11 protein-coding genes, 2 tRNA genes, 1 rRNA gene and 1 pseudogene are annotated in these 12,903 nt (G+C 41.9%); 2 read left to right on the forward strand and 13 right to left on the reverse strand.

All coding sequences use genetic code 11. The annotated features are described in order from the left end of the window. The 8 genes and pseudogenes from C9J12_RS13325 to C9J12_RS13360 form a co-directional block, all read right to left on the reverse strand. A 16S ribosomal RNA gene (locus C9J12_RS13325) occupies window positions 1-115 on the reverse strand; the annotation flags it as partial. Between the two features lie 365 nt (window positions 116-480). Next, a complete protein-coding gene (locus C9J12_RS13330; RefSeq protein ID WP_107243169.1) occupies window positions 481-1,146 on the reverse strand; it encodes a tellurite resistance TerB family protein in 666 nt (221 codons plus the stop codon). A gap of 149 nt (window positions 1,147-1,295) precedes the next feature. Beyond that, window positions 1,296-1,368 (reverse strand) — tRNA-OTHER (locus tag C9J12_RS13335). 57 nt (window positions 1,369-1,425) lie between these two features. Continuing rightward, complete coding sequence (locus C9J12_RS13340) at window positions 1,426-2,421, reverse strand: LacI family DNA-binding transcriptional regulator (RefSeq protein ID WP_107243170.1); 996 nt, start codon at window positions 2,419-2,421, stop codon at window positions 1,426-1,428. Window positions 2,422-2,699: 278 nt separating this feature from the next. Beyond that, window positions 2,700-3,437: a chitin disaccharide deacetylase gene (gene chbG / locus C9J12_RS13345; RefSeq protein WP_107243269.1), complete on the reverse strand. Its 738-nt coding sequence runs from the start codon at window positions 3,435-3,437 to the stop codon at window positions 2,700-2,702. Between the two features lie 62 nt (window positions 3,438-3,499). Further along, the gene (locus tag C9J12_RS13350) at window positions 3,500-4,813 is read right to left on the reverse strand and encodes a 6-phospho-beta-glucosidase (protein ID WP_107243171.1); all 1,314 of its coding nucleotides are present in this window, start codon (window positions 4,811-4,813) and stop codon (window positions 3,500-3,502) included. Between the two features lie 69 nt (window positions 4,814-4,882). Then, window positions 4,883-6,211, reverse strand: a complete 1,329-nt coding sequence (locus C9J12_RS13355) for a PTS sugar transporter subunit IIC (RefSeq protein ID WP_107243172.1) — start codon at window positions 6,209-6,211, stop codon at window positions 4,883-4,885. A 113-nt stretch (window positions 6,212-6,324) separates the two neighbouring features. After that, a pseudogene (locus C9J12_RS13360) lies at window positions 6,325-6,631 on the reverse strand (PTS sugar transporter subunit IIB). Window positions 6,632-7,008: 377 nt separating this feature from the next. Between C9J12_RS13360 and C9J12_RS13365 the strand changes: the two are divergent. Then, the gene (locus C9J12_RS13365; protein ID WP_107243173.1) at window positions 7,009-8,295 is read left to right on the forward strand and encodes a carbohydrate-binding protein; all 1,287 of its coding nucleotides are present in this window, start codon (window positions 7,009-7,011) and stop codon (window positions 8,293-8,295) included. A 92-nt stretch (window positions 8,296-8,387) separates the two neighbouring features. On the opposite strand, the gene C9J12_RS13370 is transcribed toward C9J12_RS13365, so the two are convergent. The 3 genes from C9J12_RS13370 to C9J12_RS13380 all read right to left on the reverse strand — a co-directional run bounded on the left by C9J12_RS13370 (window position 8,388) and on the right by C9J12_RS13380 (window position 9,710). Beyond that, window positions 8,388-8,729, reverse strand: a complete 342-nt coding sequence (locus tag C9J12_RS13370) for a hypothetical protein (protein ID WP_107243174.1) — start codon at window positions 8,727-8,729, stop codon at window positions 8,388-8,390. A 3-nt stretch (window positions 8,730-8,732) separates the two neighbouring features. Continuing rightward, window positions 8,733-8,936: a hypothetical protein gene (locus C9J12_RS13375; protein WP_107243175.1), complete on the reverse strand. Its 204-nt coding sequence runs from the start codon at window positions 8,934-8,936 to the stop codon at window positions 8,733-8,735. A 689-nt stretch (window positions 8,937-9,625) separates the two neighbouring features. Beyond that, window positions 9,626-9,710 (reverse strand) — tRNA-Leu (locus C9J12_RS13380). Between the two features lie 279 nt (window positions 9,711-9,989). Here C9J12_RS13380 and C9J12_RS13385 point away from each other — a divergent pair. Next, the gene (locus C9J12_RS13385; RefSeq protein WP_107243176.1) at window positions 9,990-10,481 is read left to right on the forward strand and encodes an RDD family protein; all 492 of its coding nucleotides are present in this window, start codon (window positions 9,990-9,992) and stop codon (window positions 10,479-10,481) included. Between the two features lie 70 nt (window positions 10,482-10,551). On the opposite strand, the gene lptG is transcribed toward C9J12_RS13385, so the two are convergent. Both lptG and lptF read right to left on the reverse strand, forming a co-directional pair. Beyond that, window positions 10,552-11,622, reverse strand: coding sequence for an LPS export ABC transporter permease LptG (gene lptG, locus C9J12_RS13390; RefSeq protein WP_107243177.1), 1,071 nt, complete (start codon window positions 11,620-11,622; stop codon window positions 10,552-10,554). Then, entirely contained in the window at window positions 11,622-12,722 is a 1,101-nt protein-coding gene (gene lptF, locus C9J12_RS13395; protein WP_107243178.1) for an LPS export ABC transporter permease LptF, read from the reverse strand. The genes lptG and lptF overlap by 1 nt, the downstream gene beginning before the upstream one ends. Window positions 12,723-12,903 lie beyond the last annotated feature (181 nt).

Below are 12,903 nucleotides of genomic sequence, written 5' to 3' on the forward strand. Positions count from 1 at the left end.
CACCCGTCCGCCGCTCGTCAGCGAATTAGCAAGCTAATTCCTGTTACCGCTCGACTTGCATGTGTTAGGCCTGCCGCCAGCGTTCAATCTGAGCCATGATCAAACTCTTCAATTAAAGTTTTGTTGGTCTTTCGACCGGCTCAATGATTTTTACTGATATTCTTGTTTCGTTTCTTCTTGCGAAGAAATGAAGCATAAATTGACTGTGTCATCTTGCGATGATTAAGGTCACTCAGTTCATTGATAAATCTTTCGACTTAAAATTTCACGAGTGCCCACACAGATTGCATGGTCAAATTGTTAAAGAACATACTGACTAGGTTGCTGGCTAAGCGCCGTGCTCCGTGTCAGTGAGGTCGCATTATAGAGACTTCGATCAGCTTGGCAAGGGGCATTTTGAAATAATTATGCAAAACGTTCCTGACCGAATAAAATGCGAACAACTTACCCACATTCGTTCTAAAATCACACTTCCCATCACTAAGAAAGTATAACTTGCTCTTCGATGCGTTCTATTAATGCAGGCGGTAATGCCAATGCATCCGCCAACGCATCCAAATAAGCACGTTCTAAGAAATGGTCTACATCAACCACCAGCAATGAGACGAGGTAAACTTCCGACGCTTGCTCAAGCCCATCAACTGCATTTGCAATCACATGAGGGTTTAATGGTTCATCCAGCCAACGTGCAATCAATGCTTCTACATCGTGTGTTATCCCGTTTTGTTGTAGCCACTGAGTAATCGCTGCCTTTTCATCAATATCAATATGACCATCAGCTTTGGCAGCAAAGAGCATGGCTTTCATCAATATTTCTTGATCCGTCTTTAATGGTGTTAATTCAGTCAACATCGGATCCACCGACGCTGTTGTTGTTTCCGTCTGATCTTGAAACCACTTTTTATATGCCTGATACGCCACGGTACCAATGGCAGCGGTGCCACCAATCACAGCTGCTTTCTTGCCATATTTGCCCACCAGCCTTCGGCTTTTCTTATTTCCGACTAATGCACCAACAAGCCCCCCTGTCGCCACTCCTTTTACAAGGTCAGCTTTACTAGAAAAAGACGAAGAGAAGGAGGAGGAAGAATTTTTCCCCATATAACTGCTGGCTTGATTAATGAGTTGGTCAAATAAGCTTTTCATCGTTGGCACTCCATAACAAGGGATACCACTGATACTAAAGAAGAGAAAATGAACGGGGAATGAATTTAACGTAAAGCAAGGTAAAGAAGGAATGAAAATTCTTGATACAACAAAGCCCCAACCGACGTTGAGGCTTCATCGTTTTTATCTGGTGCCCGAGGACGGACTTGAGCCGCCACGATCGAAAGCAACCGTCGTGTATACCAATTTCACCACTCGAACTGATGCGGCTCATTATACGTATACAAGCTTTACTTAATGTACCTAAACCAACTTTTCCTAAATCACACGATCACCATGGCGAATTACAAGTTGTGGCTCAAAATGACGGTCTATACTGATATCTTTATCTTCAATCAGGTTTATCAGCACTTCAACAGCAACTCGAGCCATTTTACTAATAGGAAAATGTACTGCCGAAACCGTGGGATAAAAACTGGCGCAGCGATCAATACTATCAAAACTAACCAAAGATACTTGCTGTGGAACGCTCACATTATTTTCATGAAAAAACTGCAACGCCCCTCCCATCATCTCTTCGTTACATGAAAATAACGCAGTCAAATCAGGATGAGATTGATACAATTTTTTTGCTGCTAGATAACCACTTTCTCGCCCATAATTACCCTCGGCACACAAAGTCTGATCGACGGTAATATCCGCGGTAGATAAAGCATTAAGGTAACCTTGATAACGCTGTCTACTGTTCGTTCGATTGAGTGGACCAGTTATACACGCAATCTTTCTGTGGCCTTGATTAATCAGATGGTCGACGGCCATCTGCCCCGCTAAAGAATGATCAAACGTTATACATCTAGATTCCAAACCTTCAACGCTACGGTCAAGCAAAACAAAAGGTGTTGGCTCTTTAGCCAATAATCGCAATTCATCATCACTAAGATAGCGACTATTGAGTACATAGCCGTCACAACGAAGAGCATGGAAGCGGCAAATAGCCTCACGCTCCCCCTCGGCACTATGATGCCCCTGAGCTGTAATCAAAAATTTCTTGTGCAAATCAAGTTCAGTCTGAACTTGATTCATCATTTCACCAAAGAACCCACCAGTATAATAAGTCACCAACAAGCCAGTCATATTTGATGAAGCTGTCGCGAGAGAGCGAGCGATCGCACTGGGGCGATAATTCAACTCCGCCATCGCTTGTTCAACTTTGCGTTTAGTATCCGCCCTAAATTTACCTTCGCCATTGATAATGCGAGAGACGGTTGAACGGTTAACTCCAGCTAAAAGAGCTACATCTTTAATCCTTGCCATAGCTTCTATATTCTACCTCTAATAATTAATTGAACTACCTCTTATTTCAATTAAAAAGTCACATCATCAACCTTTCGCTATAGTGTAAACTTGCGCATGCGAAAATACAGTACTAACGGTATTTTCATCAAAACCCATAATAATAATAACGAACTGCCAGTAGTTCGCATTATGGTACAGGGGGAATTCGCGTTACTGGCAGTCGTTATTGGTTTATCATCCAAATGACGGTTTAACCCATTGACTAAAGCGATTACCGCAGATTAAACCTGTACAACTTATTTAGAGAAAATAGAAAAATCGCAAACTTCGATATCCTTCGCTTCTAGGCGTTGAGACAAGCCTACATCAGTCAAAATCGCCAACTCTTTGGCTCTTAATAAACTGTAAGCACTAGCCTCTAATAATGGCTGGTCAATAAATGCCGGATGACACATTATTTCTAACACATCACACTGATGATGATATTTATCAATAATCCCCAAAATGTTATCGAGGCTCACTTCGTCACCATAAAACTCATTACTAAATATATATCGATAATCGCGAGAAGGATCGCCATCAAAAGTGCCCCCCCTTAAAGGCACTTTATAATATCGAGCCAGCTCTGTGACAATCGGTAGTATCTGAGGGTGAGTATGCGCATGATGGTGACTATCAATATGGCTTAAGCTCAATCCTAATGCCAAAAAATGCTCAACTTGCGCAGTAACTTCATCAGCAATCTGCTGAGTAGAAAAAGTATTATTTTGCCAAAAGTCATCCTGCCCCAAAAATTGACCATTTTCTCTTGTGAGGGTATTGCTGGCAGTAAGCGCCGCACCAGCAGTAAACCGCAAATGCAAACCAACATTGAGAGAAGTGGCTGAGGATGCCAACTCAACAGCCTGTTTCTCTGCCGCCATATCTACCATGAGTGTGGTTGAACGTACAACGCCTGACTGGCTGGCCGCAATAGTCCCTAAGTTAACACCGGGGGTTAAACCAAAATCATCCGCATTGAAAATCACATGCATAACATCACCTAAATTAATAACACTCGGCATCCTTGCCACTCAGTTTCTCGATTCAACATAGTTTAATTATTAAATTGAGGCAGATAATCCAGATTGACTCGCAATATGTCATCCAAAATTGCTTTGGCTCGCTTAATATCTGGTACTAAGGGATTGTTTACCAATGCCATTAACCCTTTCTCATAATCCCCATGGACAGCAGCCTCAACCGTCAGTTGCTCATAGGCTTTCACCTGATGAATTAAACCTCTCACCGCAGGGCTTAGCTGACCAACAGAGAGTGGACGAGCTCCCCAACTTCCAACGACCGCGCTGCACTCAATCACTGCATCATCAGGTAACGTTGCTATGGTGCCGTTGTTGCGAACATTAACAACATTTATCGTCTTAAGATCGTTATAAATAGCATCAACTAGATCAAGGGACGCATCGGAGTAGTAAGCACCCCCACGTTTTTCAAGCTGCTCTGGTTTACGGTCAAGATTCACATCTTTATATAACATAAAGAGTTCTTGCTCTGTTTCCATAACCTGTTCAGCTCGCGTCCCACCACCTAATGCCGTCTCTTTTTCTTCTGCAAGCATGGCATCCGTTTGATAAAAGTAGCGATGATATGGACAAGGAATCGCCCCCAATGCTTCCAAAAAAGTAGGGTCCCACGGCTCTTCAAATATATTTGTCATACTGAAGTTCGCCCCATCACCCACCTTTTCCAATACTTCGGCAGTGATATCTTTCCCTTCAAGCCAAGCCCTATGTGCCCAAATCAAATGATTAAGGCCTGCGAACTCCAAAGACAAATCATTCGGGGAGCAATCCATCATCTCTGCAATCATCATTTTCATCGATACAGGAACATTACAAAGTCCAATGGTTTTCACCTTGGTATACTTCAGTACCGCTTCTGTTACTAAGCCAGCAGGATTGGTAAAATTCAGCATCCAAGCATTAGGGGCTAACTCTTCAATGTCTTTGCAAATATCGAGGATCACGGGAATAGTACGAAGTGCTTTTGCAAAACCGCCAGGGCCAGTTGTTTCTTGCCCTATAACATTATACTTAAGGGGTATACGCTCATCACTCGCACGCGCTTGCAGCCCGCCAACGCGAAACTGCGTCATAACAAAGTCAGCATCTTTAATCGCTGCACGGCGATCTAGCGAAGCCTTAATGGTAATGTCGGCGCCAACCTTTTTAACCATACGCCGCGCCAACGCTTCGATAATATCCAACTTTTCCTGACCAGCTTCAATATCAACAAAATGGATCTCTTTTACAGGTAAACGCTCTAGCCTTTTTAGAACACCTTCAACCAATTCTGGAGTATAACTACTCCCCCCTCCGATAATGGCGAGCTTTAGCGGCGATTTAATCATTGTCCACCTCTCCTTATGTATTGAAATCATATTAGGGTTATAACCTTTGCTATAACCCTGCGATTGTTATTAAGCTGTCGCACCACTTACTGGTACTGCATCTTGCTGTTGTTCAGCCGACTTACCTTCTTCTTTAAGTAATTGCTTTTCAAATATTTTAAAGAATGGGAGGTAGATAAATATGTCCATCACAAGCAACGCGAGCACCAGCAATACCGGAGATAGCGTCCAGCCAGAGCCCCAAGACGCACCTAGCAGCGCAGGCGCCGTCCACGCGGTTTGCGAAACACCAGCCCCGACGATACCCATATGAACTGCGGCATAAGCAATAGTTGCATTTAATACTGGCGCAAAAACAAATGGGATAAACATGGTGGGGTTCAAGACCAGCGGGCTACCGAAGATGACAGGTTCATTGATCTGAAAGACGCCAGGAACAAAGCTCATGCGGCCTAAACTACGAAGGTGAACAGAACGGCTAAATATCATTAAAATCACTAATGCCAGCGTAGCGCCCGAACCTCCAATAAAGATATAAAAATCCCAGAATGGCTGAGTAAAGACATTGGGAATTGGTTCACCAGCCAAATAAGCTGCTTGGTTAGCACTAATATTGGTCAGGAATATTGGGGAAAGTAGGCCAACCACAATCGCCGCACCATGGATACCAGCAAACCACAATAACTGACATAACAGTAACGCCCCAATAATGGCAGGTAATGAATTGGATGCACTCACCAAAGGTTTGAACATCTCCAACACCAAGTCAGGAATTAACATGTCATATTGCGCTTGTACAAAAAGGCTAAGAGGGAAGAGAGTAAGGAATACCACCAACACAGGGATCAACAATTCAAATGAGCGGGCAATAGCGGGTGGCACCTGCTCTGGTAGCCTGATAGTAACATTGTACTTTTTCAAAACACGCATCAGTTCTACAGAGAAAAATGCACTGATCACGGCAGTAAAAATCCCCGTACCAGACATGTGCCCCATTGATAATGTATCGTTCGTCGCTGGTGCCGATGCCACTAAAAATGACATTAGCGATAGCGAGGCGCTGGTAATGCCATCCATTTTATAAGCGCGCGCCAAACTATATCCGATCCCTAGTGACACAAATATTGCCATGATTCCCATCGTCATTTGAAAGGGCATCATGAGGTTATCAAAGTTAGCGGTGGCAAAATCAAGCCAAGCTCGGCCGAAAGCATTTTGCGTATCTTCCGCAAATGGAGGAAAAGCAAATACCAAGGCAAAACTACCAACAATAATGAATGGCATCGCAACAATAAAACCATCACGCATGGCACGAACATGTTTTTGGTTTCCAACTTTAACGGCCAGCGGTGCAACAATCTTTTCAACAAAATTAATTATCGAATCATATAATTTCATCTAAAATTCCCTTTTATTATAATTAACCATCTCAAAAATGTTTTAATGTGGAGATATTCAATCTGCTTATTTACGATATCAATGAAATAAAGAACCCTACGTGTTTCATTTAATTACTCTGCAATAAGATAGAGCGCTTGTTCGAGTACTTTATCACCTTTCATCATGCCGCATGCAAGGGGTGGAATCGCATCAATCTGCTTACCACATTGGCTTGCCATTTACTTCAGCGCTTCTCGCTGAAATCTGATTTAAAGACCGAGCAAGCAGACGTCAACCTGTTGAATAACACCTTCAAACACTGACACAGCTAGAGCTTCAATTTCACTCTCCATGCCATAGCTAACTGCTGCCAGTTCCATTCTTTACCAGCATACAGTTGGACATTTTTGCACTACAATCCAATGAAATTTTCTTCATAATACAATTAGGATTTTTTATTATTCAATTTTCAACCACGACAAGATTGTAAACAAATAAAACAAAACATTAAAGCGCAACCGGTTGCACGATCATGACCGAGCTCTCAAATAATAATGTTTCCACTGAAACAACGTCACACAAAAAAAATAAAACTTAAGTGTCAAATATGAAAATAATGATATTGACACCTAAATTAATATGCAAACAAAAGCAACGGAAATATAATATATGATATATAACACGCACATATAACCAGCCACTATAGACTCAATTGAATAACTCGAATTAATACTATTAAAACTCATAAATGATAATTTGATTTATCCATTTGTTTTTTAATTCACCATCGATTCAATTTGAATAGTGAGATATATATGAAACTACAAAAAACACTGTTATCTGTATTGTGCACAGGTGCAATCCTAACAGCCTCAATGGCAGTTCAAGCAACCCCGAAAGGAACGATTTATCTTACTTTTGATGATGGAACTGTTGATGCAACAATTCCCATTCTTGACGAGTTAAATAAAGCCAATGTAAAAGGTACGTTTTATGTAAATGCTTGGCACCTTGATGGGATCGGCGATGAGAACGAAGGAAAGTCGTTAGAAGCACTTCAGTACATGCTAGATACTGGACACGTTGTTGCTAACCACAGTTACGATCACATGGTACATAACTGTGTTGATGCTAATGGTGATAACAGTGCCGCTGCTTGTAATGCAACAGGTAACCACCAAATAGACTCTTACCAAGATGCTGTTTATGATGCATCAATGTTTGATAAGAATTTAACGGTTATTGAATCATATATCCCGAATGTAAATTCATACCCAAATTATAAAGGCGCTAAACTTGCTCGCCTTCCTTACACTAACAGCTGGCGGGTAACCAAAGAATTTCAGAGTAATGGTTTATGTGCGACCTCTGATGACTTTAAACCATGGGAAGCGGGTTATATCTGTGATCCTGAAAACCCATCGAACAGTGTAAAAGCATCGATAAAAGTTGCTGATATTCTCAACAATAAAAACTACATCATGCACGGCTGGGATGTTGACTGGGCGCCAGAAAACTGGGGAATTGCCAATCCAGCTAACAGCCTTACAGAAGCTGAGCAGTTCTTAAGCTACATTGATGCTGCGATGAACTCTTGTGCCCCTGCCAACATTATGCCTGTTAACTCGAAGTCGCAAAACTTCCCTTGTGATACGCCACAACACGTCGATAAAGTTGTGGTATTAACTCATGCCTTCTTATACGAAGATGGCAAGCGTGGCGAAGGTTTTACCAGAAACATCCCTAAACTAGCTAAATTCCTTAAAATAGCTAAAGAAGCTGGATATGTATTTGATACTCTAGATAACTACACCCCACAGTGGGCGGTAGGTGATAGCTACGCAGAAGGTGATTTTGTTACTCATGACGATATTAGTTATCGCGCCGCGGTTGCGCACGTAGCACAAGGTGATTGGGCTCCATCGTCAACGTCAAGCTTATGGTTAAACATCATGCCGAAAACGGTATGGACGCTTAACGTCAGCTATAACCAAGGTGATATTGTCCTTTATATGAATGAGCGTTACCTCGTCAATACAGCTCATATCTCACAAGCTGACTGGACACCGAACACCGAAGTGACGTTATTCACCAAATTGTAATAACCGTTCTCTAAAAGTTCGCCCACATGATAGCCTTGCTGTCATGCGGGCGATACGCCAAATACTGGTAAATAAACAGCCACCACGATGCTTCACCGTCGATAACATTGCCACAGCCTAGACGCTATCTTTACCCAATATGATTTATTAGTGATCGCAATAGATAGAGGCAGAAAACGTTTAGGCCACCCTGTTCGCTCAGTGACAGTGATCGTGGCACCACTGGGCACTGTAATAATCAATCGAAATAATGACGACGAGTCTAGCCCTCTTATCAAATAGCGAAAATTGAGTTTCAATGCCCGCACAAGTTCAAGGCACGCTATCAATAATGTCGGATCACTAAGATGAAGGGTAATTGTCTGTTCATTGGCAACGAGGTGGATAGTTTTGTCATCCACCTCCATGACTAACGCCCCATGAATACTCAGCATATATTACTCTAAGTTTCGACCTCGAATACTGATGCTGCCATTGACAGTCCAAGTCGAATGATCCGATTTTTCTCCAGTGCCACTGGGTACACCAATCTCAATCTTGTCAAATTCATACGTTAATTCAGCATGACGTTCAGTGAGTTTGTCATACAAAGCCCCAGCCAACTCGGGCCAATTAGTTGTATTGTTGTTTGCATCTGCCATTGCCTTTCTCCTACTTGTTTAATCCACATTGCCTTGTAATGGACAAAGTAAAATTCCACCTTTTACCTTGCCCTCAAGCTAATAACTTTCGCCAGCTTATACACATCATCCTCACTATAGACCGGCAATTACTGGCATTTATACCCAAATGAACTCAACGCATCTAATTGGGAGAAATCAGTGTAGCAATGACTACCAGCCACTCACTTCTCGCTAAAATAAACATCTTGCTCTGACATGGGTACACACATTATAGCTGCTGTAACAACTTACTGGCCTCCTGAATACGAGTCACCGCAGCTATCTTGGCTGTTTTCTCTTATATTCAGTAACAAAGCACAACTTTTATTGTCAGGTTATACCAACCTGGATAAATAGTTGTTGGCATTTAATTGAGCACCATAAAATCACCATGGAACGGCCGTAAAGGTCTACTAAAGTGTTCTTGAATATGTTGGCTTGTAATTTTGCAGGAACCGGAGATTGTTGGATTTACTAGGATTCCCTTGAACACAGATTCGGCATGTGATGAACCATATATGGACCATAAAACAATTTTGGAAGCTGATAAGGCGAGTCTGATGAAGGTGAAAAACGCTGATAACAAGAAAGGAAAACGGAGGTAATCTTTTGATTACTCCAGATACAACAAAGCCCCAACCGAAGTTGAGGCTTTATCATTTTAACTATGGTGCCCAAGGTCGGACTTGAACCGACACTCCCGAAGGAAACGGATTTTGAATCCGTCGTGTATACCAATTTCACCACTCGGGCAGATGCGGCTCATTATACGTATACAAGATTGATGCGCAAGCCTTTATTCCGTATCTATCAACAAAAAAAAACAACCGCTACTTATTTAGCCTATTCAATAAAAAACGGTCATAAACAAAACAAAGAAAAGTAACATATCGAAAAATATGAATAGAATTCTGATGAAAGAAGAAGTGCAATGGTAGTATTCAGGTTCATCGCTTTTAAAGTAGACAGTGGCACGTCACTAATTCTTGAATCGCTTTATATCGCACTAACAGGAAGTGGGTTGGTACAAACATGAAAAAGAAACAATCAAAGGATGTTCAACAGTCAAAACAATATCCTAGTATTTTCCGTCGCTTAGGGGCATGGCTATATGACTGTTTAGTCGTCGCGGCTGTACTCATGTTGGCAGGCGGAGTAGTGATGGCGTTGATTGCCGCTTTATTACATTTTGGTATTTTAGATATCACGGGGTACGAAGATGCAAGTGCTTATCTTGGCACTCACCCCGTCGCAAGTCTGATTTACAGCTTTTATTTAGCAGCCGTTGTCATTAGCTTCTTCGCTTACTTTTGGTGTAAGGGCGGACAAACACTAGGAATGCGAGCATGGAAGCTACGTCTACAGAATACTGACGGCTCTAATATTCGTTTAACACAAGCGTTCATTCGCATGGGAACATCTGCATTTGGGTTAGGTAACTTATTATCCCCGTTCAGTACAACTAAACAGTCTTTTCAAGATCTGATGGCCGAATGTGAAATGGTTGTCATTGAAGTTAAATAATCATTGTAATGACCATAAAAAAAGGAGCCAAACGGCTCCTTTTTTTACATCACGTTGTATGACGTTTTGACTATAACTTACGTCTGAGTAGATAAATTGTAATCAGTAAGAATACGAGGCTCGGCCCCAAAGCACCAATTGCTGGATGCAGTCGGTAGACAAGGCTCATTGGTCCAAAGACTTCGTTAGATATGTAAAAGGTAAAGCCAAAAATAACACCTGATAAGACCCTTGCCCCCATGGTTACCGAACGTAACGGTCCGAATACAAAAGACAATGCAAGTAACATCATAACGGCAATCGAAATCGGTTGAAGTAACTTCCGCCAAAACGCCAATTCATAACGAGATGCATCTTGTTTCGATTCTTTTAAATAACTGACGTAATCATACACACCAGATAACGCAAGTTCTTCAGGCTTTACCATCACGATGGCTAACTTGTCTGGAGACAGTGAAGTCTTCCAAGGCAGAGTGTCAAATTTCGTATTGGTTTGCTGTATTTTCGAAATATTGGTTACCGTCACATCAGCAAGCAACCAACCTTGTTGCTCGGTAAAAGATGCAGACTTCGCAAAGACCATTTTAGACAGTGTATTTTTATCATCAAACTGCCAAATATTCACCGCATTTAAAGTACTTTGTTCATGCACGCGACCGATATAAATAAAATCATTACCATCTTTAGCCCACACCCCACTTTGAACCGAAAGTATATTGCCCCCTGAAGTCCAAATAGCGCGTAATTCTCGTGCCGACTTTTGTGCCTGAGGTGCCCCCCACTGCCCTAACACCATCACTATAAGCATAAGAGGAACTGCGGTTTTTAAAACAGATAAGCCAATATCAAGCTTAGAAAAACCAGCAGCCTGCATAACAACCAATTCAGAACTCGACGCCAACATGCCTAAGCCAATCAATGCACCGAGTAATACCGCCATCGGGAAGAACATTTCAATATCACGTGGCATGCTCAACAAAACATAAATCAATGCTTTCCATAGATCGTAAGTGCCGTCACCTATTTTACGCAGCTGCTCAACATATTTAATGATGGCAGATAGCCCGACCAAGGTTGAGAGCGTCAACGCCGTTGTTGCGATAATCGTTCGGCCAATGTACCAATCTAAAATCTTAAACATTAACCGCGTCTCCGTAATTTATCTTTTAACACTCGGATAGGCATGGTATCCCAAGAGTTTAATGCGATTGCCACAACAAACATCACAGCATTGATAGACCAAAGGCCAATATACGAAGGTAAACTTCCATCTTCTACAGCTGATTTCGCTGCACTTATCGCTAAGAAATAAACCAAATAGATCAATACTGCTGGGAAGAGTTTTGCAAAACGCCCCTGTCGAGGGTTAACTGACGATAGAGGGACAACGACCATCGTTAATAAAGGAATACATAAAAACATCGATATACGCCACTGAAATTCAGCACGTGCCGCTAACTCAGAATGTTGCATCAATGTAGGGGTGGGTAACGCATCCCAATCTCGGTTTTTTTCACGAATCGCGCGCTGACCAATCAATGCTTGGTAATCTTCAAACTCAGTCACAGAGTAATCTAATCGAGTCGGCACACCTTCATAACGCGTACCATCTTTAAGTTCGAGTACCTGACGGCCATCATCTAACTCACTCACATAACCGCGTTCAGCTACCATCACACTGGGGCGCATGGTGTCACGAGCAACGATTTGAGCGACAAAGACTTTTTCGAGCTTGCTACCTTTATCGGTAATATCATTAACAAAAACGACCCCTTTACCATCAGGGGCGGGTTGAAATTGACCTTTAACCAATAAATCAAGCCCCACATCAGATTCGACTCTTTCCATGACTTGTGTTTCTTGCTCTGAACTCCATGGAGCTAGCCACAAGGAATTAAATGCCGCAACCGATCCGGTAATCATCGCCAGCAATAATGCAGCCTGGATCAGAAACTTATTTCCAATCCCTGTTGCATTCATCACTGTGATTTCACTTTCAGCGTAAAGACGACCAAAAGTCAGCAAAATACCTATGTAAAGGCTAAGAGGCAGCATCAACAATGCCATTGATGGCATATACAGCCCCATCAAGGTCAAAATCAGATCACCAGGGATCGAACCATCGGTTGCATCTGCTAGAATGCGAATAAACTTCTGACTGATAAAGACTAAAAAAAGCACAAATAAAACGGCTAATTGGCTTTTTAATGTCTCACGAGTCAAATACCTAACAATAATCACGCGTTATATACCCATAGAAAACTTGTTTTTTTAGTGGAATCACTATAGTTTTTCGGTAAATCAGTTATTTTTTGATCTTTCGGCTATTTGTTAGCCTGCACTTTAATCCTATACCGAAAAAGCGGTCCAGCAAGATAAGTGCGGTATTATCTAACATTTAGCATTAATTGTCTTTAATAGG

The organism is Photobacterium frigidiphilum (assembly GCF_003025615.1).
Classification (GTDB): domain Bacteria; phylum Pseudomonadota; class Gammaproteobacteria; order Enterobacterales; family Vibrionaceae; genus Photobacterium; species Photobacterium frigidiphilum.

What these genes read in the sequence shown, in the direction of transcription:
- C9J12_RS13330 (WP_107243169.1), bottom strand. Translation starts at nt 1,146, where the DNA reads ATGAAAAGCTTATTTGACCAACTCATTAATCAAGCCAGCAGTTATATG.
- C9J12_RS13340 (WP_107243170.1), bottom strand. Translation starts at nt 2,421, where the DNA reads ATGGCAAGGATTAAAGATGTAGCTCTTTTAGCTGGAGTTAACCGTTCA.
- chbG (WP_107243269.1), bottom strand. Translation starts at nt 3,437, where the DNA reads ATGCATGTGATTTTCAATGCGGATGATTTTGGTTTAACCCCCGGTGTT.
- C9J12_RS13350 (WP_107243171.1), bottom strand. Translation starts at nt 4,813, where the DNA reads ATGATTAAATCGCCGCTAAAGCTCGCCATTATCGGAGGGGGGAGTAGT.
- C9J12_RS13355 (WP_107243172.1), bottom strand. Translation starts at nt 6,211, where the DNA reads ATGAAATTATATGATTCGATAATTAATTTTGTTGAAAAGATTGTTGCA.
- C9J12_RS13365 (WP_107243173.1), top strand. Translation starts at nt 7,009, where the DNA reads ATGAAACTACAAAAAACACTGTTATCTGTATTGTGCACAGGTGCAATC.
- C9J12_RS13370 (WP_107243174.1), bottom strand. Translation starts at nt 8,729, where the DNA reads ATGCTGAGTATTCATGGGGCGTTAGTCATGGAGGTGGATGACAAAACT.
- C9J12_RS13375 (WP_107243175.1), bottom strand. Translation starts at nt 8,936, where the DNA reads ATGGCAGATGCAAACAACAATACAACTAATTGGCCCGAGTTGGCTGGG.
- C9J12_RS13385 (WP_107243176.1), top strand. Translation starts at nt 9,990, where the DNA reads ATGAAAAAGAAACAATCAAAGGATGTTCAACAGTCAAAACAATATCCT.
- lptG (WP_107243177.1), bottom strand. Translation starts at nt 11,622, where the DNA reads ATGTTTAAGATTTTAGATTGGTACATTGGCCGAACGATTATCGCAACA.